This is a genomic window from Rhizobium sp. BK251, assembly GCF_004345245.1.
Classification (GTDB): Bacteria; Pseudomonadota; Alphaproteobacteria; order Rhizobiales; family Rhizobiaceae; genus Rhizobium.
The window spans coordinates 496,724-522,909 of record NZ_SLUQ01000003.1; the positions used below are offsets into that span (position 1 = coordinate 496,724).

Sequence of the window (26,186 nt, forward strand, 5' to 3'; positions counted from 1 at the left end):
GGGTCTAGCTGTGGTCGCGTGCTGCGTACGACGACGCGGCTAAAGAGCCTAAACCAATAATCTTCCTTGCTGCAGACGAAGATGCGAACAAGGCTGGCTGTTCCGGCGGACAAAGTGAAGCCATTGAAATCATTGGCATGTCGCACTTGAAAATAGAATGCACCCCTCGGCATACAAATATCGCATAAGATAGATTATGGAACCATCTGGGATGGTACCGAGATACCGGGCTGCAAACGATACGCAATTGAAGCGCGGCTCAAACAAGCTGCTGAGCGCGCAGCTGATGACGAACATCCATCCGCCGCCAATGCCCGATCTTCGTCACGCCGCGCGTACGATTGCATGTCGCGCGCGGCGCCAAAAATATCACCAAGGCTATCTGCTTTGGACGGATTGAAAAGTCCTGAGCCTGAACATTCAAGGACCGATCAGAATGCGCAATACGTCTGGCTTGCGGCCGGCTTAACTGTTCGCATCGAGATACCAAGCGATGGAGCATAGGATGCGCCGGAAGCGTGACGAGCACCGAAATGACGAATTTTCGACCGCCTTTCCGCTAACCGTCATCGGCGGCGCGATGCTTCTCATCGTCGTCTACCTAGGCGTGGCCGCGAGCCTGATCGACCCGCCAAAGCAGCAGGTCCGCGTGTTCGTTCCGACGGCGCCCGAGGCAATCGTTGCCAGTCGCTAGCGGCCCGCCGAGCTCTCCCTCCATACCAGCGCATGACGGCAGGAACCGACATTCACAGAGAACAGACTGCCAAGGGCGAAACCTCACTCGACCCGGCGGCGGCCGGTGAAAGCGAGGCGTCATGGAAATAGAGGAGCGGTGACGATGCACATAACCTACCACGTCGGTGTTCATGACGAAGGCTTCGCCTACAGGCTGGACGACGTCTGGTCGGAGCCGTTTCGCAGCCACGACGCAGCATTTGCCGCTGCCAGGAACGCAGCTCGCCGCCAGCAGCTCGCGGGCCAGGACACGACCATCAGATACCAGACAGCGGACGGAGAATGGCACAGCGAGCATGCCGCCGGCCAGGATCGTCCCGCGGCCGATGTCGTGGACGACATCTGAGCCGCGAGGACCGTCGGCACGGCCGGCACCTGGCGTCCGTGTAATCAGTTGCGGAGCCGGTATCCGGTCTTGAATATCCAGCCGAGCGTCGCAAGGCACGCGACCAGGAACAATGCGATCATCGCCAGACTTATCATCGGATCGACGTCGGCAATGCCGTAGAAGCTCCAACGGAAGCCGCTCACCAGGTAAAGTACCGGGTTGAAATGACTTACGGCTTGCCAGAACGGCGGCAGCATGCCGATCGAATAGAAGCTTCCGCCCAGGAAGGTCAACGGCGGTACGATGAGCATCGGGATCAGGTTCAGCTGTTCGAAATTGGTCGCCCAAATGCCGATCATGAAGCCGAAAAGGCTGAAGCTGACGGCCGTCAGCACGAAGAACAACGCCATCATGAACGGATGTTCGATGCGCACGTCGACGAAGAAATTCGCCGTCAGGAGAATGATGAGCCCGATGATGATGCCCTTCGTCGCCGCCGCGCCGACGTATCCGATCAGGATTTCCGACATCGCCACGGGCGCAGAGAGAATCTCGTAGATCGTGCCGGTGAACTTCGGGAAATAGATGCCGAAGGAGCCATTGCCGATGCATTGGCCGAGCAGCGTCAGCATGATCAGCCCCGGTGTGATGAACGCACCGTAGGAAACCCCCTCGACCTCCTGGATGCGCGTGCCGATGGCCGCCCCGAAGACGATGAAGTAGAGCGAGGTCGAAATGACCGGCGAAATGACGCTCTGCAGCAGCGTGCGGCGCATGCGCGCCATCTCGAACCTGTAGATCGAGCTGATCGCCTCGAAATTCATTTCGATCCTCCCACAAGCGAAACGAAGATATCCTCAAGCGAGGTCTGGCGCGTGGAGAGGTCCTTGAAATGGATACCCTCCTGCCCGAGCCGGGTCAGCAGCCCCGCGATGCTTTCCTGCTCGCTGTCCTTGTCGAAATCATAGACGAGACGCAATCCGTCGGGCTCCAGCGACAGGCCATTGCCGGCGAAACGCTGCGGCAGGTTTGCGAGGGGTTCGACGAGATCGAGGATAAGCTGCTTGCGGCCGAGCTTCGCCATCAGTTCGTCCTTCTCCTCGACAAGCAACAGACTGCCGCCGTTGATCACGCCGACCCGGTCGGCGATCTCTTCCGCTTCCTCGATGTAGTGCGTCGTCAGGATGATCGTGACGCCGGATGCCCGCAGGCTCTCGACCACCTTCCACATGTCCCGGCGCAGCGTCACGTCGACGCCGGCGGTCGGCTCGTCGAGAAACAATATGCGCGGCTCGTGCGAGAGCGCCTTGGCGATCAAGACACGCCGTTTCATGCCACCGGAAAGCTCGCGCAACGTGTTGTCGCGTTTGTCCCACAATGAGAGATCGCGCAGCACCTTCTCGATATGCGCTGGATTCGCCTTCTTTCCGTGTACTCCGCGGGAGAAGCTGACCGTATTCCAGACCGTCTCGAACTGGTCGGTCGTCAGTTCCTGCGGCACGAGCCCGATCATCGCTCGAGTCACGCGGAAGTCCTTGACGATATCATGGCCATCGACCAGCACTTCGCCACCGCTCGGGTTCACGATGCCGCAGATGATCGAGATCATCGTGGTCTTGCCGGCGCCATTCGGGCCGAGGAGGGCGAGTATCTCCCCCTCCTCCACGTCGAGATCGACACCTTTCAGCGCCTGGAAGCCATTGGCATAGGTCTTTGTGAGATTGCGGACGGAAATGATGGGTGCCATTGGCGGGTTCTTCGGCTTTCGCTTGGAATTCGGCCCGCTATATATCGTGTTGGGCAGGATTTGCCATCCCGCTACGGCGAACGCTGTGTTCGGCCAAGCTCAAAACCGAAAAACCGCAGCGCCGAAAGATCGACCCGAAGCACTAATCCACAGGATGCCCGTCATTCTGTCATCAAACCGTGACCTTCCTCCATTCAAATGCCACCCGAGGCAAGCAACGGTTCGCCCTCACCGCCGCGACCACCCCTTGGGCAACCGCCGGTTTCTCTCGTTGTTGACGAATATTGCTGCTGCCTTGAATTATTGCCGGTCTGTTATTGCGTTGCAGGAATTTTACTGCGGAGTGCCGGGTGCTTCCCTTTATCCGTCACTCCAGTCTTGCGGCCGGCGCGAAGCCGGCCTTTCTTTTTGACGCTGCGCGCAGACAACAAGAGCCCTACCCGCGCAAAGCTAGAACGGGCCGCATTTCCAAGGCGTTACTAATATTTACCTCAAGCGCATCATCTTACGGCAGGTTGACGTTCCCAAGATGTCCATCAACCGAATGCGCCGTCCTCTACATCGCGCAGGAAGCGCTCCAGGAGCGAGTTGAACTTCTCCGGCGCCCGCCAGTGCGGGGCATGGCCGGCGCCCTCGACGCGGTGGCAACGCCTCTCCCACAGATGCGCGTAGGCGACGCTATCGATATAGTCGAGATTGATCATTGGATCGGCCGCGCCGTTCACGACGCCAAGAAGAACCGGGCTGCCCTCGACGGCCTCGCGCTGGTCCTCACCCTCGCCGGTCCGGGCGACCTCGAAGAGCCGCTTGCGGAAACGGCCGTCGGTGCGCGCTATCGCAGCGCGGAGGAACGGTTCCACGGGCTCGCCGAACATGCCTTTCGCGAAGGCCTCGACCTCGGCGTCGGTGAGGTGCTCCTTTCCGGCGAGGCCCGAACCAGGCGAGCCAACGAAGCCTTCGGCCATCCTGTTGCGGCGCACCGGCGGCGAACCGGAAATCATGAGGCCGCGCATGCCGGGGAAGCGGGAAAGCATGTCGATGCCGACATGGCCACCGAGCGACCAGCCGAAAACGGCGGCTTCCCTGACTCCCAGATGCTCCAGCAGCTCGACGGCGGCGTCGGCCAGACCCGAGCGCGTGTAGCTGCGCATCGGATCCGGTGCATCACCCGACTCGCCGTGACCCGGCAAGTCGAAGGCGATCACACGCCGGCGCTCGGCAAGCGGTGCATCAAGCTGGTGGCGGAAGACCTCGCGACAGGACGAATTGCCGTGAATGAGAAGCAGGGGAAGCCCGCGTCCGCGTGTTTCCTCTACTGCGATGCGGCCGTGCGAGGTCTCCACATCGTGCCGATCAAAGCCAGTGCTCATTAATATAATTCTCCCAGCGGGCCTCGCACAGCCGCGTGCCTGTCGAGGCAAATCCTGAAACCATACGATGCTTCCCGATCTCGGCGGGGCATCCGACAACACGACCGGCGCAGTGTCAGGCGTCGATCAATCAGTCAATCATTTCAGGTCTTTCGGTGACAGCACGGTTACCAATCCCGGCGCCTTCGATGACATACGTCATAATCGGCGGCTGTCGTCAGCGGCCGCCCTCGCCGCCCCCGGACGCAGCCCGAAGCGGGAGCATTTCCAGCCTGCGCGTGATGCCTATGCCCCCAAGGAAAGTCTCGTCATGGCTGACGGCGAGCAGTGCACCGTCATAGACACGCAGCCCCGCCTCCACCGTAGCGATGGAATCGATATCCAGATGATTAGTCGGCTCATCGAGGATCAGCAGCGGCGGCGGGGCGGAACCGCCGAGGGCGCAGGCAAGCCCCGCCCGCAGGAGCTGGCCGCCGCTCAGCGTTGATACCGGCTGCAGCGCCGCGTCGGCCCTGAACATGAAGCGGGCGAGCGCGGCCCGGCAGGCATTTTCATCCGATTGCGGGTTGATGCGCCGGAAATTGTCGCGGATCGAGGCGGAGGCGTCGAGAAGGCTCACGCGCTGGTCGAGAACGGCAAAGCCGGTCCTGACGGAGATGCTGCCCTCCCAGGGCTTCAGTTCACCGGTGATCAGCGCGAGCAATGTCGTCTTGCCCGAGCCGTTGGGGCCAGTGACGGCGATGCGCTCCGGGCCGATGATGTCGAAGGAGAGGTTCCGGATGACGGCACGTCCGGGCGCATAGCCTGCGGTAACGCCTTCCAGTCTCAGGACGATCTTGCTTCCGGGCAGGCTGGTCGGCGGCAGGCGGACCGAAAGCGGCTGCAGGACCTCGATCTTCTCCCGGGCGGCGGTGACGTCCTCGAGCGCCTGCGCACGACGGCGCTCGGCGAGACGCGTATTCTCGCCGCTCGTCAGCTCGCTGCGTTCCTTGAGCCCGCCGGCGATGATACGCGGCATGTCTCCCCTCGCCGCCTTCTTGCGGCCTTCGCGATCGCGGCGCGCCTGGCGCTCGACATTTGCCTGCGCGCTTCGGGCAGCCTCGGCGGCGCGGCGCTCCGCGTCGGAAAGGTCGTGCTCGGCGGCGGCAAGCTCGAGGGCCTTGCGCTCGCGATACTGGCTCCAGTTGCCGCCATAGCGCGTTGCGCCGAGCGAAGTGAGTTCGACGATGGCGTCGACGGTCTCCAGGAGTTCGCGGTCGTGGCTGACGATGATCGCCCCGCCCCGCCAGGCGGCGAGGAATTCGATCACGGCCTGCCGGCCATCGCGATCGAGATTGTTGGTCGGCTCGTCCATCAGCAGGAAATCGGGATCGGCGAAGACGAGCGCTGCGAGGCCAGCGCGCGTTCCCTGCCCGCCGGAAAGCGTGGCAAGGCGCGTCTCCGGGCCGGCATCGAGGCCGGCACGATCGAGCGCGGCAGCCATGCGCGCCTCAAGCATCCAGTCGGCAGAGGCAAGTTCCTCGGTCGTCGCCTCGCCGGCTTCCGCCCGTCGCAGTACGGCGAGCGCCTCGCATACACCGAAGAGATCGGAAATGGTCTCCTCCGACCCCACCTGCAAGAGCTGGCGAAGGACGCCGACGCTGCCACTTCGCGATATGGAGCCGGATTGAGCCGCGAGATCGCCGGAAAGAAGCTTCAGCAGGGTCGTCTTGCCGACGCCGTTACGGCCAACAAGCCCGATGCGCTCGGCAGCGAAGGTCAGGTCCAGGTTGGAGAAAAGCGGCCGGCCGTCAGGCGTGGACCAGGAAAGGCTGGAAAGAGTGATGGTGGCAGGCATGGACATGGGTATCCCGATTGGCAAGGCGTGGTGACTTTGCGATCGAGATGAAATCCATTGATGCACACATCCTGTTGGCACTGCGAAGAGCCGCAAAATAGGCGACAACGTTCTTGAATTCAAGGCGGCCAGATCAACCGCGTCGAATGCGCCGGTGTGTCTCTACCCACAATAGGCCCGGCCGGACTTGCGGGAGCGGAGGTCGAAGTGAAAGTGATTCCAGTGCTCCGGATTGCTGCCGGGGCCGAGCACGGTGTTGAAATATCTGCAGCTGTCCGAACGAACCGCCTTCAGCAGGCGGCCTTCGCGGAAGGAGAAAAGGCCCTTCTTGCGCACGTCGATCTCATGGCCGTTCTTCAGCACGAACTTGCCGACGTCGATGGCATTGCCGTGGGCGTGCTCCGACATGGGATTGTAGCGCTGCCGGCTGTTGTTCATGCGCCGGCAGGAGTAACCGCCGAGGGGCACGATGGTGCGGACGCCGCTCCAGTAGCGGTAACGGGCGGACGGCGCGAGTTCGTTCTTCACCCACTTCGCGAAAGCGAGCGTCACCTGGCAATTGAGCGTCACGGCGGGCCTGACGCCGATATTGCCGGAGAGACCCTGCAGCGAAATCGGGTAGTCAATGCCGCAGGACGGGCCGTTGGAGATGCGCGGCTTGTCGGAGAAGATGACGCCCATGCGCTTCAATTCGCGGCGGCAGGCAAGTTCCGAGGTCGGCATGACATCCGGAGCGGCCGGCGGTGGCGCGTCGACCATCGGGTTCTCCGGGCGCGGGATCATCGCCACTTCCTGCTCCTCCGGCAGGCGCTGCGGCGCCCTGACCGGCGAGCCATCGGACCACACCGACTGGCGCGCGATCTCGCGCTCTGCAGCAGGCGGCGGCAGGGCCGGCTCGTTCGTCTGCATCGGATTGTCGGTGCCGATGCCATCGACGACCGGCTCGCTGGCATTGCCTTCTGCAATGCCCTGCCCGCCGTCAGCAGCACCCTGCATCGGCTCGGCCCCGAGCTCGGCGTCCATGTTGACGCCTTCGGAGGGGATCGTCAGCGGCTGGACGCCCATCGCCTCGTCGCTGTCGATCATCGGCAGGCGGCGAGCGCCGTTGGTCGCGGCCGGCATGGGCTGCATTTCCGGTGGCGCGCGAAGGGTCTGGGGCGGAGTACCGGTGCCGGCGAGGTTCGGCGTGTCGAGGTAATCGACGGACCCTTGCGTGCTGCCGACGGGAGCCGGCGCAGCCGGGTAGGCAAGCTGGCCCTGCGCGGGCGCCATTCCCACCGGCTGGGGCGGCGCGGGCTGCGGAGCAATGGCGCTCACCCGCGTGCCTCGGTCGATTCCGACCGGAGGAACCAGGCCATCGGCCGTGCAGGCGACGAGCGACACTGACAGGAGAAGGGGCATTGCCGAGCGCCGCAGAGAGGAACCAAACGCCATATTTCTATCCGTTTCCGCCATCGGCAAGGGTCGCGAAATTCCCGACAAATTTAGATAAAAACGGTGAACGAAAACTTACCGGAAGCGCGATCCCGCCCGATCAAGCGGGTCAGTCCCCAGAAGAAAAACCCGCCGAGCATGACGTCGGCGGGTTCGATTTCAGCTCTATCCTGCCGCTGCGTTAGGCAGCGGCCCGCGACGGAGCGCGGCCCCGGCTCGCCTCTGCCGCCAGACGGAAATTGGAAAGCAGGGCGCGCAGCTGTGCGCTCTCTTCGGCAAGCGTCTGGCTTGCTGCGGTCGTCTCCTCGACCATCGCGGCGTTCTGTTGGGTCATCTGATCCATATGATTGACGGAGGTGTTGATCTCGTGAAGGCCCGTCGCCTGCTCCCGCGCCGCGGTAGCGATGGAATTGACGTGGCTGTTGACGCGGTTCACGAGGCTTTCGATCTCAAGCAGCGCGTCGCCTGTCGAGCGCACCAGTGCCACGCCACCATCGACCTCGGTAGCCGACGTGCTGATCAACGTCTTGATCTCCTTGGCAGCGTTTGCGGAGCGCTGCGCAAGCTCGCGGACCTCCTGGGCGACGACGGCAAAGCCCCTGCCCGCCTCGCCGGCGCGCGCCGCCTCGACACCGGCATTCAGCGCCAGCAGATTGGTCTGGAAGGCAATCTCGTCGATTACCGTGATGATCTGGCCGATACGGTTCGAGGATTCCTCGATCCGGCCCATCGCCGCCACCGCGTTGCGCACGATGTCTCCCGACTTGCCGGCGCTCGCCTTTGTCTCGGCCACCATGTCCCGGGCTTCGTTTGCGCGTTCGGAGGCGGTCTTGACGGTCGCGGTGATCTCGTCAAGCGCCGCCGCCGTTTCTTCCAGGGCTGCAGCCTGTTGCTCCGTGCGCTTCGACAGGTTGCCGGTCGCGTCGCTGATATTGGCGGCACTGTCGTTGACGACCTGGCTCGACAGCGCAATCGCATGGATGACGCTGTTCAGCGCTTCGACGGCCGCGTTGAAGTCGTTGCGCAGCTTGGCATAGTCGTCGCCGATATCGGCCAGCGATACGGTCAGGTCGCCGGCAGCAAGCTTTTCCAGGCCGACGCCGAGCGCCTGCATCGCATGGCCCTGCCGATCCGAAACCGCGCGCGAGAGGCGCTCGTTGCCGCGGCGTTCTTCTTCCAGAAGCCGCTGCTGCTCATCCTCGCGTTCACGCAGGCGCACCCGCTCGTCCACCGAGTCACGGAGGACAATCAGGGCCTTGGCCATCTGGCCGATTTCATCACGCCGCGCACTGTCGGTGATCGCAACAGAGCCCTGCTCCGCGGCGATCGCACTCATCGCATCCCTCAGGCGCGCGACGGGAGCCGTGACACTGCGCACGATTGCCCAGGCGACACCGATGATGACCGCCGCACCAGCGAGGCAGAACAGAGCCGCCCAAATGGCGTTCTGGCGATAGAGCGCGGCCAGATCGTCGGCGTAGACACCGGTCCCGACGACCCAACCCCAGGGCTCAAAACCGACGACGTGGGAATACTTCAGCACCGGCTGGGCGGCGCCCGGCTTCGGCCAGTAATAGTCGACAAATCCCTGCTTGTTCGCCTTCACCGTGTTGACGAATTCGACGAACAGGAACTTGCCGTTGGGATCCTTGTTCTGTGAAAGATCGGTGCCGTTCAGTTCCGGCTTGATCGGATGCATCACCATGGTCGGATGCATGTCGTTGATCCAGAAGTAGCCCGCGTCTCCATAGCGCATGGCCGAGATGACTTCCTTGGCAGCCGACTGTGCCTGCTCGCGGGTTAGCGTGCCCGCCTCTTCCAGCTTGTGGTATTTCTCGAAGATGGCGATGGCGGTCGCGTCCATCTGCGCAAGACCTGCCTTGCGCTCCGCCTCTATCTCGGCAAAGGAGTAGTTGAGGAAAGACACCATCGTCGCGACAAGGATGCCAAGGGCGAGAGCGACGAGGAAATAGAGACGAGTGGATATCTTCACATTCTGCATGGAAGGCTGAGACCCCGGAAAATTGACTGCATTTCGATAGTCGAGAAAAGCAGTTACCAGTCCATGAAGCTCAATTACCATGCACTAACATAACGTAACGTCATGATGTTTGCGAGCATGCCTCAGTATGCTTCATATAATTGATTTATAATAATTTTCGAACGCGTTATTATACCAAAGGCGAAGAGACGATTTTCCGCGTTACCGGCGGTGCATTCCCCCCACCCAATGCGGAATTCCTGGACGCCATTTCGCAGACTGCGAATCGTTGTCCAACCGGGGACGTTTGCCTTAGGGTGGAGCGGGTGGAATCGACACCGCGTGACGCGGCAAAAGCTGGAGCCTGAGATGAACGACACCGCCAAACCGAAAGGCGAACTGACCCTTCGCACGCTCGCCATGCCCTCCGACGCCAATCCGGCAGGCGATATCTTCGGCGGCTGGGTCATGGCGCAGATGGACCTTGCGAGCGGCATCCGTGCGGCTGAGCGTGCCAAGGGGCGTGTCGTCACGGCTGCAGTGAAGGAGATGGCTTTCCAGCTGCCGGTCAAGATCGGCGACACGCTCAGCATCTATACCGAGATCGAACGCGTGGGCCGCACCTCGATGACGCTGATCGTCGAGGCCTGGGCGCACCGTTTCCGCTACCAGAAGCTCGAGAAGGTAACGGCCGGAACCTTCATCATGGTCGCGCTCGACGAGCATGGATCGCCCAAGCCGATACCTACCGAGGAATAGCAATGGAGCCGGCGAGCGCTGCCGAGGCCTTCCTGCATATCAAGGTCGTCATGGGCATGGTGCTGAGCCTCAGCCTTGCCCGGCTGCTCACCGGCATTGCCGGCATCATCCAGCACCCCGGCAAGGGCAAAGTCTATCTCGTTCATCTCGGCTGGGCGCTGTCGCTGTTCCTCTTCATCATCCATATCTGGTGGTGGGAGTACTGGATGCATGCATTGCCGGCGCTCCATTTCGGCGTCTATCTGTTCCTCATCAGCTTCTGCTGCCTGTTCTTCCTGCTTTGCGCGCTGCTGTTTCCGAGTTCCATCGACGAATACGGCGGTTACGAGGAATACTTCATATCGCGCCGCAAGTGGTTCTTCGGCGTCCTGGCGCTGACCTACGCGGTCGACCTCATCGATACCGCCATCAAGGGCCAGGACCGGATCGCCTCGCTCGGCTGGGAATATCCGCTGCGCAACATCGTCTACATCGCCCTGTGCGGGATTGCCGCCTACACGCCGAACCGGCGCTTTCACGCGCTCTTCGTGTCGCTGGGCCTGATCTACCAGGTGAGCTTTATCTTCCGCGCCTACGACGTGCTCGCCTAGGACCGCTCGGCGCGGCCGCTATTGGCAGACGTCCACCCAGACCGCGTTCGTGAGGTTGACGAGACGTTCGGTCGATATGCGCACGGCGGCATTGGTGGCCCCGGCGGCCGGCACGACCTCTTCGAAGCCACGCAGCGAGAGGTCGCAATAAACGGGAAGCGGCGTCGGCAGGCCGAACGGGCACACGCCGCCGACCGGATGGCCGGTGAGTTCCACCACCTGCTCGGCCTCCAGCATCCTCGCCTTGGCGCCGAAGTGGTCACGGAATTTTCGGTTGTCGAGCCGTGCGATGCCGCTTGCGACGATCAGCATTGCCTGGTCGCCTGCCCGCAGGCAGAGCGTCTTGGCGATCTGCGCCGGCTCCACCCCATGGGCCTCGGCGGCAAGTGCGACGGTCGATGAGCTCCCCTCCGTCTCGAGGACGGCGACATCAGGAGCATGGGTGGCAAAGAAGGCGCGGACGGACTGGAGGCTCATTGAAACTCGCGAGGTCTGCAGAAAGGGTCGCGCGGACTGTAGATGCCTATGACCGGAAAATAAAGGACGCACCGACCGCGATCAGAGCGAAGCCGATGGCGTGGTTCCAGGTGAGGCTTTCCTTCAGAAAGAAGACGGAGAAGCCGGAAAAGACGAGAAGGGTGATGACCTCCTGCATCGTCTTCAGCTGCGCCGTCGTATAGACGGCCGAGCCGATGCGGTTTGCCGGCACTGCCAGGCAATACTCGAAGAAGGCGATGCCCCAGCTGGCGAGGATGGCGATGAAGATGGCGCTGCTCTTGTGCTTCAGGTGCCCGTACCAGGCAAAGGTCATGAAGACGTTGGATGCAAGCAGCATGATGACAGGCCAGACGGCGGCGGGACTTAGCGAAAGCGGCATGGGCGAATCCTGTGGAGGGAAGGCGCAAATTGACGCCTGCGGCGCACGCAGGCAAGGCCGCTGAACGGCCGGGCGGAGACTATCTGCCAGCCAGGGGCGCCGATGGCAACAACGGACCACGCACTTATCGGTGAAGCGGCCGGTGCGACCGGCCGCCTCCCCTTCGCAAATCAGCCGCGAGCAGCCTTCAGCGCTTTCGCCCACCAGCTAAGTTGATCCAGCTGGTTCTTTGCGGCTTCACCGAGATGAGCATAGTCGGAAAGCGTCTTCTCGCCTTTGACAACACTCAGATATTCTGGGTACGAGATGTGTATCCCGGTTTTCACCGATGCCGCGCCCATCTCGACGAAGACGAGCCGCAGGTTCTCTATGGCCCGTGCACCGCCAACGCTGCCGTAGCCCACGAACGCAACCGGCTTCCGGACGAATTCGCCAAGGTCGATCGCGTTCTTCAGCACCGCCGTAGGCCCATGATTGTATTCGGCGACTGTGAATACGTAGCCGTCGAATTCGCGCAGCTTGTTTTTCCACCGCTCGGCGGTTTCGCTTTCGGCTGTCGTGGCGCGCTGCTCGCCAAAGAAATGCATCGGATAGTCCAGGAGGTCGAGGACCTCGATTTCCATGTCGTCGCGCTGGCGCGCGATTTCCGCAAACCATTTTGCAGGATGTTCCGCAAAGCGCCTGATGCGCGTGCTTCCGATGATAATAGCGATCTTGACCTTAGACATTCCCATAAGTTCCTGATTGTTATCGCAACGGCACATTGCCGCTGCAGTATAAAGAGCTGTTTTCAGGGCGGACAAGCGCCGCTTGCGCAAACGTGACCTTATCTGAGCGCATGAAAGCGCCACCGCGATGCAGTTACTTGCATCATGATAGTAACTAGGTTAATGCGTCGCCAATGCAACGGACAAGCTTCGCCAAATTCCAATGCCCCGCGGCCCGCGCTCTGGAGAGCGTCGGCGACTGGTGGAGCATCCTGATCCTCCGGGACGCCTTCCAGGGGCTTTCCCGTTTCGACGAATTCCAGAAGAGCCTCGGTGTCGCACCCAACATCCTCACGCGCCGGCTGAAACATCTGACCGATCAGGGCCTTTTCGAGCGCCGCCGCTACAGCGAGCGCCCTGCCCGCCACGAATACGTGCTGACGGAAAGGGGGCGGGATTTCTTTCCCGTACTGATGGCCCTATTTGCATGGGGCAGCCGGCATGCTCCCGAAGAGGATCTCGCCTTCCTGCTTGCCGATGCGGCCTCCAGCAAGCCGCGCGAGCCGATCCTCGTTGATGCCGAGACGGGCGAGGAACTGAAACCGGAAAACACCACACTGATTGCCGGTCCGGCGGCGGATGATGCAGCGCGCGAGCGGATCGCCCGCATTCGCGCCCACTACCTCGGCTTCGATGCCTAGAAAGGAATGATGCAATGGAACGGATCGTCGTCACCGGAATGGGAGTTGTCTCACCTCTCGGGACCGGCGTGGGGAATGCCTGGAAAAGGCTTCTCGATGCCGGCTCCGGTCTTCGGCTGCTTCCGGACGAAATGGTCAGCGACCTCGCCGCCAAGGTCGCGGGCGTGGCCCCGAGCCTAGCGGAGGATTCCGAAGCCGGCTTCGATCCGGACCGATACATTCCGCCGAAGGACCAGAAGAAGATGGACCGCTTCATCCAGTTTGCCATGGCCGCGACGGAGGAAGCCGTCAACCAGGCAGGATGGAGACCCGAAAGCGAAGACGCGCGCATCAGGACCGCGACGATCATCGCTTCAGGTGTCGGCGGATTTCCGGCGATTGCCGATTCGGTGCGCCTCGCCGAGGCGCGGGGCGTTCGCCGCCTCTCGCCCTTCATCATCCCCTCCTTCCTCGTCAACCTGGCGGCTGGTCAGGTGAGCATCCGTTATGGCTTCAAGGGGCCGCTCGGGGCGCCGGTCACTGCCTGCGCCGCGAGCGTCCAGGCGATCGGCGATGCGGCCCGGCTCATCCGCGCCGGTGAGGCCGATATCGCGATCTGCGGCGGCGCCGAAGCCTGCATCGACAAGGTGAGCCTTGGCGGCTTCGCCGCCGCACGCGCGCTCTCCACCGGCTTCAGCGACACGCCCGAGCGTGCCTCGCGCCCCTTCGACGCGGCACGCGACGGTTTCGTCATGGGTGAAGGCGCAGGTATTCTCGTCATCGAGAGCCTTGAGCATGCGCTCGCCCGCGGCGCCATCCCGCTGGCCGAACTCGTGGGCTATGGCACTTCGGCGGATGCCTATCACATGACGGCAGGCCCCGAGGATGGCGACGGCGCGCGGCGTGCCATGGAGGCGGCCCTCAGGCAGGCAAAGATTCCAGCTTCGGAGATCCGGCACCTGAACGCGCATGCCACCTCGACGCCGGTTGGCGACAGGGGTGAGCTGGCGGCGATTGCCAGCGTATTCGGCCGCGACGGCGGGATCGCCGTCAGCGCCACCAAGGCGGCAACAGGTCATCTGCTTGGTGCCGCCGGCGGGCTCGAGGCGGTCTTCACGATCATGGCGCTCCGCGACCAGATCGCGCCGCCGACGCGCAACCTCGAAGACCCGGATCCAATTGCCGAGGGCATCGATATTGTCGGTGGCTCGGCCCGTCCGCTTGCCATGGAATATGCAATCTCGAACGGCTTCGGCTTCGGCGGAGTGAATGCGACCGCACTTTTCCGCCGCTGGGGATGACCACCACTTTTCTCCGGCGCAAAACGCCCTAGTCTCTCTGGATATCCCGGAGAAAATCCATGCGCGCCTTCTTCGCAGTCCTCTTTCTGTGTGTCGCGTCCGTCATCGCCCCGCTGCCCGCAGGGGCAGAGGATCCCACGGACGCGACGCGCAGCATGATCGAGCAGCAGATCATCGCGTTTCTGCGCGACGATGCCGATACGGCCTATTCCTTCGCCGCACCGGCGATCAAGGCGATGTATCCCGACAAGGAGCGCTTCTTCGCCATGGTGAAGAAGAGCTACGAACCGGTTTACCACCCCGGCAACTACGCTTTCGGGCGCAGCCGCTCGATCGACGACGGCGCGATGATCTACCACGAGGTTCTGATTACGGGCCGCGACGGCAAGGACTGGACCGCGATCTACCAGGTCGTGCGCCAGCCGGACGGCAGCTACAAGATCAACGGCGTGCAGATGATCCCGAATACCGAGAGCAAGGGAATCTGAGCCTCACACCGGCTCGAGGTCGCCCCGCGCCCAGTTCTCCTGCGTCTCGGCCATGAAATCGGCGAAGCGCCCCTCGGCGATCGCCTTGCGGATGCCCTGCATCAGCTCCTGATAATAAGCGAGATTGTGCCAGGAGAGCAGCATGCCGCCGAGGGCCTCGTTGGAGCGCACGAGGTGGTGCAGGTAGGCACGAGAATAGTCGCGTGAGGCCGGGCAGTTCGACTCCTCGTCGAGCGGGCGCTTGTCCTCGGCGTGCCGAGCGTTGCGAATGTTGACCTTGCCGCGACGGGTGAAGGCCAACCCATGACGACCCGATCGCGTCGGCATAACGCAATCGAACATGTCGGTGCCGCGCGCAACGGACTTCAGGATATCGTCCGGCGTGCCGACGCCCATCAGGTAGCGCGGCTTCTCGGAAGGAAGGCAGGGAAGCGTCGTTTCCAGCATCTGCAGCATGACGTCCTGCGGCTCGCCGACGGCAAGGCCACCGACGGCATATCCCTTGAGGTCGAGCCCGGCGAGCGCCTCGGCGGAACGAACACGCAGCTTCGGAATATCGCCGCCCTGGACGATGCCGAACATCGCCTTGCCGGGCTGGTTGCCGAAGGCGACCTTGCAGCGCTCGGCCCAGCGGAGCGAAAGCTCCATCGCACGCTCGATGTCCTTGGGTTCCGCCGGCAGCGCGACACACTCGTCGAGTTGCATCTGGATATCGCTGTCGAGCAGTCCCTGGATCTCGATCGAGCGCTCCGGCGACATGTGATGCAGGCTGCCGTCGACATGGGACTTGAAGGTGACACCCTCCTCATCAAGCTTGCGCAACCCGGAGAGAGACATGACCTGGAAGCCGCCGGAATCGGTGAGGATCGGGCCCTGCCAGCGGATGAAATCGTGCAGTCCGCCGAGGCGCGCGACGCGCTCCGCAGTCGGGCGCAGCATCAGATGATAGGTATTGCCGAGGATGATGTCGGCGCCGGTGTCGCGCACCTGGTCGAGATACATCGCCTTCACGGTGCCGACCGTGCCGACCGGCATGAAGGCCGGCGTGCGGATCGTGCCGCGCGGCATCGAAATCTCGCCGAGGCGTGCCCCGTCATCCGTCGCCTTCAGATTGAATTCAAAATTCTCGCTCATGGGTCTTTCCGGAAAAGAAGGCTGGCATCGCCATAGGAATAGAAGCGGTAGCCGGTTTCGATCGCGTGGTCGTAGGCGGCCCGCATGGTCTCGAGGCCGGCAAAGGCCGAGACCAGCATGAACAGCGTCGAGCGCGGCAGGTGGAAATTGGTCATCAGCATGTCCACGGCCTTGAAGCGGTAGCCGGGCGTGATGAAGATGCCCGTCGCACCGGCCCAGGGCTGTATGCTGCCGTCAGCGGCGGCCGAACTCTCGATCAACCGCAGCGAGGTTGTGCCGACGCAAACGATGCGCCCGCCCCTCGCCTTCACGGCATTGAGCCTTGCGGCTGTCTCGGCACTCACATAGCCGCTTTCGAGATGCATCTTGTGATCGTCGGTATCGTCGGCCTTGACCGGAAGGAAGGTCCCGGCGCCGACATGCAGGGTCACGAAATGGCGCTCGATGCCGGCCCGATCGAGAGCCTCGAAGAGCGCCGGCGTGAAATGCAGGCCAGCGGTGGGCGCGGCAACCGCACCCTCCTCGCGGGCGTAGATCGTCTGGTAGTCCGCGCGGTCGCGCTCGTCCTCGGGACGCTTGGCGGCGATGTAGGGCGGCAGAGGTATGTGGCCAACGGAGGCGATTGCCTCGTCGAGCGCAGGTCCGGAGAGATCGAAAGCAAGCGTGACCTCGCCAGCCTCGCCCTTCTCCACGACGGTGCAATCGAGCTGGCCGAGGAGGCAGCTTTCAGCACTATGGCCAAAGGCGATGCGGTCGCCGAGCTTGATGCGCTTGCCGGGTCTTGCGAAGGCCTTCCAGCGGTTGGCGCCGACGCGCATGTGCAATGTCGCGGATACCTGCTGGCCGCCCGCCCCTTCGCGATGCCGGATGCCCTCCAGCTGCGCCGGAATGACCTTCGTATCGTTGAAGACCAGGGCGTCGCCCGCCTTCAGGAAGGAGGGCAGATCAGAGACACGATGATCCGAGAGCGTCTGCGCCGCCGCAGAATCGACGACAAGCAGGCGCGCCGCATCGCGCGGGTTCGCCGGGCGAAGCGCAATCCGCTCCTCCGGGAGCTCGAAATCGAAAAGATCCACGCGCATAGATGCACTTTCAAGCAAAGCGAAACCCGCCCCGCGCTCGCGCGCCGGGCGGGTTTCAGCAGAAATCACAATCAGACGTCAGCGGCAACCCGCATGGAGACGATCGAGTCCGGATCGACGACCGGCTCGCCCTTCTTGATCTTGTCGATGTTTTCCATGCCTTCGATCACCTGGCCCCAGACGGAGTATTGCTTGTTCAGCCAAGGAGAATCCGTGAAGCAGATGAAGAACTGCGAATTTGCCGAGTTCGGGTTCTGCGAGCGTGCCATCGAGCACGTGCCACGAACATGGCTAAGCGCCGAGAATTCGGCCTTCAGGTCCGGCTTTTCAGAGCCGCCCATGCCGGCGCGACCGGGGTTGAAGCTTTCGCTTCCCTTCTTGCCGAACTTCACGTCGCCCGTCTGGGCCATGAAGTCGTTGATGACGCGGTGGAAGACAACGCCGTCATAGGCCTTCTCGCGAGCGAGTTCCTTGATGCGCGCGACGTGTTCCGGAGCCACTTCGGGCAGCAGCTGGATGACAACCTTGCCCTTGGTGGTTTCCAGGATGATGGTGTTTTCCGGATCCTTGATTTCGGCCATTTTCTTTCTCCTGGCTTGGGGCTCCTGCCCGTTGTTACTGCTTGCCGACGGTGACCTTGACCATGCGGTCCGGATCGGTCACTTCGCCATTCTGGCCTTCGCCGCGCTTGATCTTGTCGACGAACTCCATGCCTGACACGACCTTGCCGACGACCGTGTACTGGCCGTTGAGGAAATCGCCATCGCCGAACATGATGAAGAACTGCGAATTGGCCGAGTTCGGGTCCTGAGCCCGGGCCATGCCGACCGTGCCACGCGTGAAGGGCGCCTTGGAGAATTCAGCCGGGAGGTCCGGAAGGTCGGAGCTGCCGGTGCCGGCACGGCTGGCATCGTAGCCCTTGTCAAGGTTTCCGAACTTGACGTCGCCGGTCTGTGCCATGAAGCCGTCGATCACTCGGTGAAAGGCCACGCCATTGTACTCGCCCTTCTTCGCAAGCGCCTCGATCTGGGCGACATGCTTCGGCGCGACATCCGGCATGAGCTGGATGACGACGGGGCCATCCTTCAACTGGATCGTTAGAAAGTCGCCACCCTGGGCGAAGACGTCGCCGGCGAAGGACGCGATATAAAGCACGGCTGCAAATGCGAGATAGAAGAACTTCATAGTAGCTCCGTTTGGCGATCGGCTCGCCTAGCTCTTGAACTTTGAATTGAGGGCTTGAAGCACTGCGGACGGAACGAAGGCGCTCACGTCTCCGCCCATGGCGGCGATTTGGCGGACCAATGTGGCGGTTATAGGCCGCGAGGCGGTGCCCGCGGGAAGAAAGATCGTCTGAATGTCCGGCGCCATCTGGCGGTTCATACCCGCCATCTGCATTTCGTAGTCGAGGTCCGTGCCATCGCGCAGGCCACGCACAAGTAGGCCCGCACCATGGGAACGCGCCGCATCCACCACGAGATTGTCGAACGAAACGACCGAAATGGCATCGGCCTTTGCTGGCAGCGCTTCAGCGAGCGCCCGCTTTATAAGCTCTGCCCTTTCCTCGAACGAAAAGAGCGGCTTCTTTCCGGGATGAATGCCGATCGCGACGATCACGGTGGAAGCGACGTTGAGGGTCTGGACGAGCACATCCAGATGGCCGTTCGTGATCGGGTCGAATGACCCTGGATAGAAAGCTGTCGTCATACTGTCGGGCCGATCGGTTTTTCGCCTTTTGTCACGGATGCGATCCTGCCGCAAGTCATTTGAGGCCGCAGCCCCGGGGGGCGCCGCCCGCCGGTTGAACGGCGGATGAACACGGCGTTCAAGGCCGTTTCAGACGCGTTGTGTTTGATTGCTTGCACACCAGCCGCACCGAATGCTCCCCAGCAAGTCCGCAGGAAACACACAGATGCTCGTCGTTCTCGTCTGCACCGCCGCCGCAGCCTCGATTCTCTTCGAAATCGTGGCCCACCATTTCGCCGACAATTATGAAATCGACTGGAACAATCGCGGCACGGCTGCGGTGATCTGCGCCACTTCGCAGCGCAGCAAGCCAATGCTGCGAATCTGAACGCCAGATGAACGACGCATTCAAGGGCGCTTCAGATGGCTATTGATAAACGCATCGTCAGCATCCGGCGGAACCATTGTCCGGTTGGCCGCGTTCATCGCTCGAACGACACGAATATGCAAAGAAGAAGCAGGAAGGAACAAGAACATGCCCGATAAGATCAGCATAATAAACGTAATTTGGATGGCAATGATCACGGGCATGCTGACGGCCACCGTCGCTCTTTACGACAGGCAGGCCGATCATTCCAAGGTCTACGGCCCGTTTGCTTCGGCAAGGCAGGTTATCGCAAGCCAGTACTAAGCGATTTGAGCGCCCATCGAGCGAGAGAAGGAGTTCACGATGTTCACGATTCTAACGATGCTTACCGCCCTCATCAGCATAATGTTCGTCGTGTCCGTCGCCTCCACGATCTCTGCTCTGCGGCGTGAAAGCGAAGACCAGAAGGCCTTCAAGAGAGAGCACAGCGTATTTTGAGAGCTTCCCAGACCTTGAGCGATCTCCTCCCCTCGTCGCTCGGGTAATTCAAGGCCGGACGTTCCCAGCGTCCGGTCTTTTTTGCGATCTGCGCGACAAGCCGGATTGCCGCTTTAGAAATCGACTTCCCGTTCGAAGCTCATCTGGTCGAACGCAGGCACGACATGCGGCGGCGTCTCGGCCATGACCGTCTCGTAGTCGAGCGGCGTGTGCATGTGGGTGAGCACCGCATTCTGCGGCCGCAGCCGCTCGATCCAGCCAAGCGACTGTTCCAGCGACAGGTGGCTCGGATGCGGGCGATACTGGAGGGCGTCGATGATCAGGACATCGAGGCCCTGGAGCTTCTCCACCGTTTCGGGGGGAAAGTCGCTTATATCGCTGCAATAGGCGACGTCGCCGATCCTGAATCCCAAGGAATCGATGTCGCCGTGGCGCTGCAGCAGCGGCATGAAGCGGATGGGTCCGCCCGGCCCTTCGATCAGGAAGGAACGGTCGAGCTCTTCGATAAGGTTTGCTTCGACAATCGGCGGATAGTTGCTGCCGGGCGGCGTCTCAAGGCAATAGCGGAACGCCTCGCGGATACGGTCCATGGTAAAGCGCGTCGCATGGATCGGAATGCGATGGTGCGAGTTATGGAAGAAGCCGCGCAGGTCGTCGATACCGTGGATATGGTCGGCGTGGGCGTGGGTATACAGCACCGCATCGACATGATCGACCTTCGCGGCAATCACCTGTTCGCGGAAATCCGGGCCGGTGTCGATGACAACAGTCGTGGTGCCGCCGCCCGGAGCGGTCTGTTGCACCATGAAGGCAGCGCGCGTGCGCCGGTTCTTCGGATTGGTAGGATCGCATGCGCCCCAGTCCCCGGTGATGCGCGGCACGCCTGGCGAGGACGAGCAGCCGAGGATGGTGAAGCGCTGGAGGTACCTCACGCCCTCACACCTTCGGCATCTTCGAGAATATGCGGAAGGCGTTTTCCGTCGTGAGTGTATCGATCTCTTCACGGCCGACACCAATCGCCTCGGCCAGGACCTCGGCGGTGTTGACCACGTAGGAAGGTTCATTGCGCTTGCCGCGCCACCGCTTCGGCGCGAGGTATGGCGCGTCCGTCTCGACCAGCAGTCGGTCATGCGGAATGGTCCGCGCGATCTCGCGCAGGTCCTCGGATTTCGGGAACGTCAGTATTCCCGAGAAGGACACGTAGCCGCCAAGCTCCACCCCGGTTTGCGCCAGGGCGGCGCCCGAGGAAAAACAATGAAGGATGAACGGGAAAGCCCCCTTCTCCGCCTCTTCCGTCAGGATCGCGGCCATATCCTCGTCGGCGCTGCGGCTATGGATGACGAGCGGCAGGCCGGTTTCGCGGGCGGCCGCGATATGCCGGATAAAGCCCGTCTTCTGGTCTTCCGGCTTCACGCTGTCGTAGAAGTAATCGAGCCCCGCTTCTCCGATCGCCACGACCTTCGCGTGCTTCGAGAGCCTGACGAGATCCTCGACCTGAATGTCGAGCTCCTCGTCCGCATTGTTCGGATGGGTGCCGACCGAGCAGAAGACGGACGGATAGCGCTCGGTAATGGCGAGCAGTTCGTCGAGCTTCCTGACGCGCGTCGAGATCGTCACCATCTGTCCGACGCCTGCCTGATGGGCGCGCGCGACAATGTCATCGCGCTCCTCGGCGAAATCGGCAAAATCCAGATGGCAATGCGTATCGATCAACATGATCAGACCTTTTGGGATTCCGGCGCCACATAGCGCGGGAAGACCGGCTGCGGCGCCTCCAGCGTCGTTCCGGAAACGAGGCGGCCGACCTCGCCGAGCGCAGCGAAATCACGCTTGTCGGCAGGGGCACCGACCAGATCGAGAAGCTTGTCGGCCGATTCCGGCACGAAGGGCTGGAGCAGGATCGCGATCTGGCGCACGACTTCAGCCGTGACATAGAGCACGGTGCCCATGCGCTTTGGATCCGTCTTTTTCAACGCCCAGGGTGCCTGGCCCGCAAAATAGCGGTCGGTCTCCGAGACGACGGCGATGATCGAGGCAAGCGCACGGTGGATCAGCTGCTTGCCCATGTCCTCGCGGGTGGAGGCGAGCAGCGCGTCGGCCTGGGCCAGCATCGCCTTGTCCTCCTCCGTCAGCGGACCGCATTCCGGCACCTTGCCGTCGCAGTTCTTGACGATCATCGACAGCGACCGGCTGGCAAGGTTCCCGATGCCGTTCGCAAGGTCGGCATTGACGCGGGTCGCGATGAGTTCGTCGTTGCAGTTGCCGTCCTGGCCGAAGGAAATATCCCGCAGCAGATAGAAACGGACGTAGTCGAGGCCGAATTGCTGCAGCAGTTCGAAGGGATCGACAACGTTGCCGAGCGACTTCGACATCTTCTCACCCTTGTTCAGCACGAAGCCGTGGGCATAGACGCGTTTCGGCAGCGGCAGCTTTGCCGACATCAGGAATGCCGGCCAGTAGACCGCGTGAAAGCGGATGATGTCCTTGCCGATGATATGCACGTCGGCCGGCCAGTACTTGGCACGGGGGCCGTTCCTGTCCTCGATGTAGCCGGTCGCGGTGATGTAGTTCGTGAGGGCGTCGACCCAGACATACATCACGTGCGCCGGATCGTTCGGCACCTTGATGCCCCAGTCGAAGGTAGTGCGGGAGATAGACAGGTCCTTGAGCCCCGATTTCACGAAGGAGATTACCTCGTTGCGGCGCTCGGCGGGGCCGATGAAGTCAGGATTTTCCTCGTAGTGCTTCAGGAGCCGGTCCTGGTATTCGGACAGCTTGAAGAAATAGCTTTCCTCCTGCACCCATTCGACCGGCGTGCCCTGCGGGCCGTAGCGCACGCCATCGGCGCGCAGTTCCGTCTCGTTCTCCTGGTAATAGGCCTCGTCGCGGACCGAATACCATCCCGCATAGGAATCCTTGTAGATGTCACCGTTTGCGGCCATCAGGTTCCAGATATCCCTCGATGCCTCGTGATGGCGAGCCTCGGTGGTGCGGATGAAATCATCGTTGGAGGCGTTGAGCAGCTTCCCCATCGACAGGAATTCGGCGGAGTTGCGATCCGCCAGCCGCTGCGCCGTCAGGCCTTCTGCGCGCGCAGTCTGCTGCATCTTCTGGCCATGCTCGTCGGTTCCCGTCAGGAAGAACACGTCCTTTCCGTCCAGGCGCTGGAAACGCGCCATGGCATCCGTCGCAATCAGCTCGTAGGCATGGCCGATATGCGGCTTGCCGTTGGGGTAAGCGATCGCTGTGGTGATGTAGAAGGGAGTTCTTTCGGTCATGACAGGTTCTTGTCCGCTTTGCCTGTTCGCAGTTGCACCGCACGCTCTTATCGCATGTTCTCGCCAAGCGAAACACTAAAGCCTGCCGCGCGAAGAGAGATTCAAGCGGCAGGGTTCAGACTAGCGTTCCATGCATGTCGTGGCTACAAAACCGCGGCACACTTTTGCGCGACATGCGTCCGTGGCCACCGAAATTGCCGGCGGGCCGGCGCGTCGATGTCCTAGACTCCGGCCTGCTTCAGTTCGCCGAGCACGGTGAGGATCGTCTGCTTGCGATCGAGATTGTAGGCCTGGGAGACAGCGAGGCGCTGGGTGATCTCCGAATGGAGCCGGGCCAGGCGCTCTGCCGCAGCGAGTTCGCCGGCCTCTGCCGAAGCTCGTGCGCGGGACATGATGTCGTCGCCGACATGGCCGACGAAGAATTCGAAGATCGTGTCGCTGTCCTTTGCGGAAAGCGCATCGGCAAGGCGATGCATGGCCTTGCGGGCCGCCGGTCCCTCGCTGGACATCACTTGATCATAGGCCGCGACGATCTCGCCACCGCCATAGTTCAGGAGTTTCAACGCCTGGCTGACGCTGCCCTTTGCCGCGGCGAGGAGCCCTGCCGCCTCCGGTCCGTCCACCTCCGTTCCGAGGTTTGCGAGCGCGTTGCGGATCGCCTCGTCGCCGAGCGGCGAAAGGCGCAGCGGCAGGCAGCGCGAGCGGATCGTCGGGAGCAGCCTGCCTGGAGCATGGGAAAGCACGAGGAAGAGCGCCCTCTTCGGCGGCTCTTCAAGGATCTTCAAAATGGCGTTGGCGGCATTGCGGTTCATGTCGTCGGCGGGATCGATGATGACGATCCGCCAATTTCCGGTGCCCGATGTCTGGGAAAAGAAACGGCCGGCGCGGCGCACCTCGTCGACGGTGATCGCGGACTTCACTCTGCCCGTCTTCTCATCGACCGGTCGGGTGAGGTGAAGGAGATTGTGCGATGCACCAGACGCGATCTGCCGGCTGACGCCGGAACCTGGATCCGGGTCCCGTATTTCGCCCGGCGCCGTCAGCGGGTCAGGATTGGAAAGCACGTGATTGGCGAAGCGGAAGGCGAGCGTCGCCTTGCCGATGCCTTCCGGCCCTTCGATCAGGATCGCATGATGCCCCTTGCCGCCGGCATAGGACCGCGCCAGGAAACGCTCGGCCGCCTCATGGCCGAAGAGACGGGTGTTTTCCGACGGCGGAATGGCGCCGTCGAGCAGACCGAGCCTTTCCTCGCTCATTGCGCCGTTTCCGGATAAGTGGACGAGGTTTCGGTGACGGGCGGCAGGCGCTGTTCCACGATCGAAAGAATCTCTGCTGCGATCGCGTCCTCCGTCTGCTGGGCGTCTATGACGCGGCAGCGCTCGGGATCGGCAGCGGCGATATCGAGATAGGCCTCACGGCGCTTCTCGTGCGTCTCGATCCTCTCCTTCTCGAAACGATCGGGCCCGGCGGTGGGAGAAACCGCAACACCGCGCCGGCGCGCGCGCTCCAGGCCGAGGGATGCCGGGATGTCGAGGATCAGCGTGCAATCCGGAACGACGCCATTGACGGCGACGCGCTGCAGCGCCTCGATAAATTCCGGTTCAAGATTGCCCGTTACTCCCTGGTAGACGCGCGAGGAATCCATGAAACGGTCGCAGAGGACCACCGCGCCGCGCACAAGCGCCGGACGGATGACCTCCTCGACATGGTCGCTGCGGGCGGCGGCAAAAAGGATCGCCTCCATGCGCGTTCCGAACATTTCGGCAGCACCCGAGAGAAGGACATGCCGCACGGCCTCGGCACCGGGCGAGCCGCCCGGTTCGCGCGTCACGAGGACATCGTAGCCGTGCCTGCGCAGCGCCTCGGCGAGACGCCGGATCTGCGTGGACTTTCCGGCGCCCTCGCCACCTTCGAAGCTGACGAACAATCCCTTACCGATCGACAATGATTATTTCCTGCATCTGCCGTGCCTGCATATATCAGGCTCTGTTTAGCGCAAGATAAGCGCCGGCGAAACCATGCCAGCGCCGCGGCCAGGCGCATTCCCCGCCAAATTCGCGGCGAACAGGGCATCGCCGATCGCCGGCCTCAGGTGCCCTCGAGCTTATCCCACAGCCAAGAGAAAAAAACCGATTCCCCGAGTTCGAAAATCGCATCGACCGCACGGCGGCCAAGAGACCCCTGCCCCACCGACTGCACCGTATAGAGCGGGACCTCGCGCAGCAGCCGGTCTCCCAGGAAGATGCGCAGTGTGCCTACCTGGACATCCCGTTCGACCGGTGCCGTCAGGGGCCAGCGATAGACGATGCGCGCCGCCAGCCTCTCGGGATTGTTGACGGGCAAATAGACATTCACGGGCATCTTGGCGACGAGGTCGACCGTCGAGGCCGTGCCGCCATAGACGCTCGCCGCCCCGATGACCTCGCCGTTGGCGAAGATCTGGCGATCTTCGAAGGCAGTCAGACCCCATTCGAGCACGCGCTTCGCCTCCTCGCTGCGCTCCTTGTCGGAGGCAAGGCCGCCGAGAGCAAGGAACAGGCGCCTGCCGTTCTTCTCCACCGAGGCGACGATGGAATAACCCTCGCCCTCTGCAAATCCGATCGCCAGTCCGTCCGCGCCGATATCCATGCCGAGCAGAGGATTGCGGTTGCGCTGGAATATCTTGTTCCACTCGAAATCCGGCTGCGCGAAGTTTCTGTAGAGGTCGCGATTGCTCGTCTCCAGCCGCCGGGCGAGTGTCACGAGCTCCCTGGCGGAGATCTTGTTGCCCGGGTCAGGCAGGCCTGTCGAATTTGCGAAGGTCGCCCGCGGCAGGCCGATCTCCCGCGCCCTCTTCGTCATCCTCTCAGCGAAACTCGCCTCGCTACCGGAAAGTCCCTCGGCCAGGATGATGCAGCCATCGTTGGCAGCCTGGACCGCCACGCCCTGGATGAGATCCTGGACGCGGATGCGCGATTTCAGCGCGGCGAACATCGTCGACGTGCGCGACGGCGCTCCGCCCCTGCGCCATGCATATTCCGATACGGGATATTCGGTATCGAGGCTGATCTCGCCCCTTTCAAGCGCGTCGAAGACGACCTCTAAAGTCATCAGCTTGGCGAGCGAGGCCGGCGAGAAGGCCTTGTCCTCGTCCTTGGCAAGAAGCACGGTACCGGTTTCGGCTTCGATCATGAAGGCCTGCGCCGCCTTGGTCTCGAAACCGGCCTGCGCGGCCGCGGCCATGGCAAGGCCGGGCATCAGAAAGGCAAGAACGCCAAGGAAACAAAGCAGATGCTTCAGCATCGCGAATCCCGTCAATCGAAAGATG

Annotated in this window: 30 protein-coding genes; 9 read left to right on the forward strand and 21 right to left on the reverse strand. The window is 62.3% G+C overall.

Annotated features, from left to right (window positions below; all coding sequences use genetic code 11):
- Positions 1-505: 505 nt before the first annotated feature.
- Together EV286_RS09415 and EV286_RS09420 are read left to right on the forward strand one after the other, a co-directional pair.
- The gene (locus tag EV286_RS09415; RefSeq protein ID WP_132956754.1) at positions 506-694 is read left to right on the forward strand and encodes a hypothetical protein; all 189 of its coding nucleotides are present in this window, start codon (positions 506-508) and stop codon (positions 692-694) included.
- A gap of 144 nt (positions 695-838) precedes the next feature.
- Positions 839-1,081, forward strand: coding sequence for a DUF2188 domain-containing protein (locus EV286_RS09420; RefSeq protein ID WP_132956755.1), 243 nt, complete (start codon positions 839-841; stop codon positions 1,079-1,081).
- 44 nt (positions 1,082-1,125) lie between these two features.
- Here EV286_RS09420 and EV286_RS09425 read toward each other — a convergent pair whose 3' ends face one another.
- From EV286_RS09425 to EV286_RS09450, 6 genes are all read right to left on the reverse strand, one after another.
- On the reverse strand, positions 1,126-1,887 hold the full coding sequence (locus tag EV286_RS09425; protein WP_132956756.1) for an ABC transporter permease: 762 nt from the start codon (positions 1,885-1,887) through the stop codon (positions 1,126-1,128).
- Positions 1,884-2,810 (reverse strand): ABC transporter ATP-binding protein, encoded by a 927-nt coding sequence (locus EV286_RS09430; protein WP_132956757.1) that lies wholly within the window; start codon positions 2,808-2,810, stop codon positions 1,884-1,886. Before EV286_RS09430 ends, EV286_RS09425 begins: the two co-directional genes overlap by 4 nt.
- A gap of 536 nt (positions 2,811-3,346) precedes the next feature.
- A complete protein-coding gene (locus tag EV286_RS09435; protein WP_132956758.1) occupies positions 3,347-4,180 on the reverse strand; it encodes an alpha/beta hydrolase in 834 nt (277 codons plus the stop codon).
- A 217-nt stretch (positions 4,181-4,397) separates the two neighbouring features.
- On the reverse strand, positions 4,398-6,017 hold the full coding sequence (locus EV286_RS09440; RefSeq protein WP_132956759.1) for an ABC-F family ATP-binding cassette domain-containing protein: 1,620 nt from the start codon (positions 6,015-6,017) through the stop codon (positions 4,398-4,400).
- Positions 6,018-6,179: 162 nt separating this feature from the next.
- Positions 6,180-7,451: an extensin family protein gene (locus tag EV286_RS09445; RefSeq protein WP_132956760.1), complete on the reverse strand. Its 1,272-nt coding sequence runs from the start codon at positions 7,449-7,451 to the stop codon at positions 6,180-6,182.
- Positions 7,452-7,632: 181 nt separating this feature from the next.
- Positions 7,633-9,453 (reverse strand): methyl-accepting chemotaxis protein, encoded by a 1,821-nt coding sequence (locus EV286_RS09450; RefSeq protein WP_132956761.1) that lies wholly within the window; start codon positions 9,451-9,453, stop codon positions 7,633-7,635.
- 348 nt (positions 9,454-9,801) lie between these two features.
- Here EV286_RS09450 and EV286_RS09455 point away from each other — a divergent pair, with 348 nt between their 5' ends.
- Together EV286_RS09455 and EV286_RS09460 are read left to right on the forward strand one after the other, a co-directional pair.
- The gene (locus tag EV286_RS09455) at positions 9,802-10,191 is read left to right on the forward strand and encodes an acyl-CoA thioesterase (RefSeq protein WP_132956762.1); all 390 of its coding nucleotides are present in this window, start codon (positions 9,802-9,804) and stop codon (positions 10,189-10,191) included.
- 2 nt (positions 10,192-10,193) lie between these two features.
- Positions 10,194-10,781, forward strand: coding sequence for a hypothetical protein (locus EV286_RS09460; RefSeq protein WP_132956763.1), 588 nt, complete (start codon positions 10,194-10,196; stop codon positions 10,779-10,781).
- Between the two features lie 18 nt (positions 10,782-10,799).
- On the opposite strand, the gene EV286_RS09465 is transcribed toward EV286_RS09460, so the two are convergent.
- The 3 genes from EV286_RS09465 to EV286_RS09475 all read right to left on the reverse strand — a co-directional run bounded on the left by EV286_RS09465 (position 10,800) and on the right by EV286_RS09475 (position 12,386).
- Positions 10,800-11,258: a YbaK/EbsC family protein gene (locus EV286_RS09465; protein WP_132956764.1), complete on the reverse strand. Its 459-nt coding sequence runs from the start codon at positions 11,256-11,258 to the stop codon at positions 10,800-10,802.
- 46 nt (positions 11,259-11,304) lie between these two features.
- The gene (locus tag EV286_RS09470; protein ID WP_132956765.1) at positions 11,305-11,658 is read right to left on the reverse strand and encodes a DMT family protein; all 354 of its coding nucleotides are present in this window, start codon (positions 11,656-11,658) and stop codon (positions 11,305-11,307) included.
- A gap of 170 nt (positions 11,659-11,828) precedes the next feature.
- Positions 11,829-12,386, reverse strand: coding sequence for an NAD(P)H-dependent oxidoreductase (locus tag EV286_RS09475; RefSeq protein ID WP_132956900.1), 558 nt, complete (start codon positions 12,384-12,386; stop codon positions 11,829-11,831).
- A 173-nt stretch (positions 12,387-12,559) separates the two neighbouring features.
- Between EV286_RS09475 and EV286_RS09480 the strand changes: the two genes are divergently transcribed.
- Genes EV286_RS09480 through EV286_RS09490 form a run of 3 tightly spaced genes read left to right on the forward strand, consistent with a single transcriptional unit; the run spans position 12,560 to position 14,834 of the window.
- Positions 12,560-13,066, forward strand: a complete 507-nt coding sequence (locus EV286_RS09480) for a helix-turn-helix domain-containing protein (protein WP_132956766.1) — start codon at positions 12,560-12,562, stop codon at positions 13,064-13,066.
- Between the two features lie 14 nt (positions 13,067-13,080).
- The gene (gene fabF, locus EV286_RS09485; protein ID WP_132956767.1) at positions 13,081-14,346 is read left to right on the forward strand and encodes a beta-ketoacyl-ACP synthase II; all 1,266 of its coding nucleotides are present in this window, start codon (positions 13,081-13,083) and stop codon (positions 14,344-14,346) included.
- A 59-nt stretch (positions 14,347-14,405) separates the two neighbouring features.
- Positions 14,406-14,834 (forward strand): DUF4864 domain-containing protein, encoded by a 429-nt coding sequence (locus EV286_RS09490; protein WP_132956768.1) that lies wholly within the window; start codon positions 14,406-14,408, stop codon positions 14,832-14,834.
- Positions 14,835-14,837: 3 nt separating this feature from the next.
- On the opposite strand, the gene tgt is transcribed toward EV286_RS09490, so the two are convergent.
- From tgt to coaD, 5 genes are all read right to left on the reverse strand, one after another.
- A complete protein-coding gene (tgt, locus tag EV286_RS09495; protein ID WP_132956769.1) occupies positions 14,838-15,968 on the reverse strand; it encodes a tRNA guanosine(34) transglycosylase Tgt in 1,131 nt (376 codons plus the stop codon).
- Positions 15,965-17,050 (reverse strand): tRNA preQ1(34) S-adenosylmethionine ribosyltransferase-isomerase QueA, encoded by a 1,086-nt coding sequence (gene queA / locus EV286_RS09500; protein WP_132956770.1) that lies wholly within the window; start codon positions 17,048-17,050, stop codon positions 15,965-15,967. The genes tgt and queA overlap by 4 nt, the downstream gene beginning before the upstream one ends.
- Before the next feature lie 71 nt (positions 17,051-17,121).
- Complete coding sequence (locus tag EV286_RS09505) at positions 17,122-17,631, reverse strand: peptidylprolyl isomerase (protein ID WP_132956771.1); 510 nt, start codon at positions 17,629-17,631, stop codon at positions 17,122-17,124.
- Positions 17,632-17,665: 34 nt separating this feature from the next.
- The gene (locus EV286_RS09510) at positions 17,666-18,235 is read right to left on the reverse strand and encodes a peptidylprolyl isomerase (protein ID WP_132956772.1); all 570 of its coding nucleotides are present in this window, start codon (positions 18,233-18,235) and stop codon (positions 17,666-17,668) included.
- Between the two features lie 27 nt (positions 18,236-18,262).
- Positions 18,263-18,757, reverse strand: coding sequence for a pantetheine-phosphate adenylyltransferase (gene coaD, locus EV286_RS09515; protein ID WP_132956773.1), 495 nt, complete (start codon positions 18,755-18,757; stop codon positions 18,263-18,265).
- A 205-nt stretch (positions 18,758-18,962) separates the two neighbouring features.
- Here coaD and EV286_RS31905 point away from each other — a divergent pair, with 205 nt between their 5' ends.
- Positions 18,963-19,124 carry a hypothetical protein gene (locus EV286_RS31905; protein ID WP_165932812.1) on the forward strand — a complete coding sequence of 54 codons (162 nt, stop codon included), beginning with the start codon at positions 18,963-18,965 and terminating at the stop codon, positions 19,122-19,124.
- A 20-nt stretch (positions 19,125-19,144) separates the two neighbouring features.
- On the opposite strand, the gene EV286_RS31910 is transcribed toward EV286_RS31905, so the two are convergent.
- Complete coding sequence (locus EV286_RS31910; RefSeq protein ID WP_165932800.1) at positions 19,145-19,327, reverse strand: hypothetical protein; 183 nt, start codon at positions 19,325-19,327, stop codon at positions 19,145-19,147.
- Between the two features lie 139 nt (positions 19,328-19,466).
- Between EV286_RS31910 and EV286_RS32755 the strand changes: the two genes are divergently transcribed.
- The gene (locus tag EV286_RS32755) at positions 19,467-19,601 is read left to right on the forward strand and encodes a hypothetical protein (protein ID WP_281041081.1); all 135 of its coding nucleotides are present in this window, start codon (positions 19,467-19,469) and stop codon (positions 19,599-19,601) included.
- Between the two features lie 113 nt (positions 19,602-19,714).
- Here the strand turns inward: EV286_RS32755 and EV286_RS09520 are convergent, their stop codons facing one another.
- The 6 genes from EV286_RS09520 to EV286_RS09545 all read right to left on the reverse strand — a co-directional run bounded on the left by EV286_RS09520 (position 19,715) and on the right by EV286_RS09545 (position 26,116).
- Complete coding sequence (locus tag EV286_RS09520; protein ID WP_132956774.1) at positions 19,715-20,533, reverse strand: MBL fold metallo-hydrolase; 819 nt, start codon at positions 20,531-20,533, stop codon at positions 19,715-19,717.
- Between the two features lie 4 nt (positions 20,534-20,537).
- On the reverse strand, positions 20,538-21,317 hold the full coding sequence (locus EV286_RS09525) for a TatD family hydrolase (RefSeq protein ID WP_132956775.1): 780 nt from the start codon (positions 21,315-21,317) through the stop codon (positions 20,538-20,540).
- A 2-nt stretch (positions 21,318-21,319) separates the two neighbouring features.
- Positions 21,320-22,879 (reverse strand): methionine--tRNA ligase, encoded by a 1,560-nt coding sequence (metG, locus tag EV286_RS09530; RefSeq protein WP_132956776.1) that lies wholly within the window; start codon positions 22,877-22,879, stop codon positions 21,320-21,322.
- 221 nt (positions 22,880-23,100) lie between these two features.
- Positions 23,101-24,135 (reverse strand): DNA polymerase III subunit delta', encoded by a 1,035-nt coding sequence (locus tag EV286_RS09535; RefSeq protein ID WP_132956777.1) that lies wholly within the window; start codon positions 24,133-24,135, stop codon positions 23,101-23,103.
- The gene (gene tmk / locus EV286_RS09540) at positions 24,132-24,824 is read right to left on the reverse strand and encodes a dTMP kinase (RefSeq protein WP_132956778.1); all 693 of its coding nucleotides are present in this window, start codon (positions 24,822-24,824) and stop codon (positions 24,132-24,134) included. Before tmk ends, EV286_RS09535 begins: the two co-directional genes overlap by 4 nt.
- A 143-nt stretch (positions 24,825-24,967) precedes the next feature.
- Entirely contained in the window at positions 24,968-26,116 is a 1,149-nt protein-coding gene (locus EV286_RS09545; protein WP_245500665.1) for a D-alanyl-D-alanine carboxypeptidase family protein, read from the reverse strand.
- Positions 26,117-26,186 lie beyond the last annotated feature (70 nt).

Bases quoted from the DNA above. Each gene is read 5' to 3' on its own strand.
- EV286_RS09455 (WP_132956762.1), top strand. From the start codon at position 9,802: ATGAACGACACCGCCAAACCGAAAGGCGAACTGACCCTTCGCACGCTC.
- EV286_RS09425 (WP_132956756.1), bottom strand. From the start codon at position 1,887: ATGAATTTCGAGGCGATCAGCTCGATCTACAGGTTCGAGATGGCGCGC.
- tgt (WP_132956769.1), bottom strand. From the start codon at position 15,968: ATGAGCGAGAATTTTGAATTCAATCTGAAGGCGACGGATGACGGGGCA.
- EV286_RS09465 (WP_132956764.1), bottom strand. From the start codon at position 11,258: ATGAGCCTCCAGTCCGTCCGCGCCTTCTTTGCCACCCATGCTCCTGAT.
- EV286_RS31910 (WP_165932800.1), bottom strand. From the start codon at position 19,327: ATGCCCGTGATCATTGCCATCCAAATTACGTTTATTATGCTGATCTTA.
- EV286_RS09430 (WP_132956757.1), bottom strand. From the start codon at position 2,810: ATGGCACCCATCATTTCCGTCCGCAATCTCACAAAGACCTATGCCAAT.
- EV286_RS32755 (WP_281041081.1), top strand. From the start codon at position 19,467: ATGTTCACGATTCTAACGATGCTTACCGCCCTCATCAGCATAATGTTC.
- fabF (WP_132956767.1), top strand. From the start codon at position 13,081: ATGGAACGGATCGTCGTCACCGGAATGGGAGTTGTCTCACCTCTCGGG.
- EV286_RS09505 (WP_132956771.1), bottom strand. From the start codon at position 17,631: ATGGCCGAAATCAAGGATCCGGAAAACACCATCATCCTGGAAACCACC.
- EV286_RS09475 (WP_132956900.1), bottom strand. From the start codon at position 12,386: ATGTCTAAGGTCAAGATCGCTATTATCATCGGAAGCACGCGCATCAGG.
- EV286_RS09480 (WP_132956766.1), top strand. From the start codon at position 12,560: ATGCAACGGACAAGCTTCGCCAAATTCCAATGCCCCGCGGCCCGCGCT.
- EV286_RS09460 (WP_132956763.1), top strand. From the start codon at position 10,194: ATGGAGCCGGCGAGCGCTGCCGAGGCCTTCCTGCATATCAAGGTCGTC.
- queA (WP_132956770.1), bottom strand. From the start codon at position 17,050: ATGCGCGTGGATCTTTTCGATTTCGAGCTCCCGGAGGAGCGGATTGCG.
- EV286_RS09445 (WP_132956760.1), bottom strand. From the start codon at position 7,451: ATGGCGTTTGGTTCCTCTCTGCGGCGCTCGGCAATGCCCCTTCTCCTG.
- EV286_RS09525 (WP_132956775.1), bottom strand. From the start codon at position 21,317: ATGTTGATCGATACGCATTGCCATCTGGATTTTGCCGATTTCGCCGAG.
- EV286_RS09510 (WP_132956772.1), bottom strand. From the start codon at position 18,235: ATGAAGTTCTTCTATCTCGCATTTGCAGCCGTGCTTTATATCGCGTCC.
- EV286_RS09435 (WP_132956758.1), bottom strand. From the start codon at position 4,180: ATGAGCACTGGCTTTGATCGGCACGATGTGGAGACCTCGCACGGCCGC.
- EV286_RS09490 (WP_132956768.1), top strand. From the start codon at position 14,406: ATGCGCGCCTTCTTCGCAGTCCTCTTTCTGTGTGTCGCGTCCGTCATC.
- EV286_RS09415 (WP_132956754.1), top strand. From the start codon at position 506: ATGCGCCGGAAGCGTGACGAGCACCGAAATGACGAATTTTCGACCGCC.
- metG (WP_132956776.1), bottom strand. From the start codon at position 22,879: ATGACCGAAAGAACTCCCTTCTACATCACCACAGCGATCGCTTACCCC.
- EV286_RS09450 (WP_132956761.1), bottom strand. From the start codon at position 9,453: ATGCAGAATGTGAAGATATCCACTCGTCTCTATTTCCTCGTCGCTCTC.
- coaD (WP_132956773.1), bottom strand. From the start codon at position 18,757: ATGACGACAGCTTTCTATCCAGGGTCATTCGACCCGATCACGAACGGC.
- EV286_RS09440 (WP_132956759.1), bottom strand. From the start codon at position 6,017: ATGCCTGCCACCATCACTCTTTCCAGCCTTTCCTGGTCCACGCCTGAC.
- EV286_RS09420 (WP_132956755.1), top strand. From the start codon at position 839: ATGCACATAACCTACCACGTCGGTGTTCATGACGAAGGCTTCGCCTAC.
- EV286_RS09535 (WP_132956777.1), bottom strand. From the start codon at position 24,135: ATGAGCGAGGAAAGGCTCGGTCTGCTCGACGGCGCCATTCCGCCGTCG.
- EV286_RS09545 (WP_245500665.1), bottom strand. From the start codon at position 26,116: ATGCCCGGCCTTGCCATGGCCGCGGCCGCGCAGGCCGGTTTCGAGACC.
- EV286_RS09470 (WP_132956765.1), bottom strand. From the start codon at position 11,658: ATGCCGCTTTCGCTAAGTCCCGCCGCCGTCTGGCCTGTCATCATGCTG.
- EV286_RS31905 (WP_165932812.1), top strand. From the start codon at position 18,963: ATGCTCGTCGTTCTCGTCTGCACCGCCGCCGCAGCCTCGATTCTCTTC.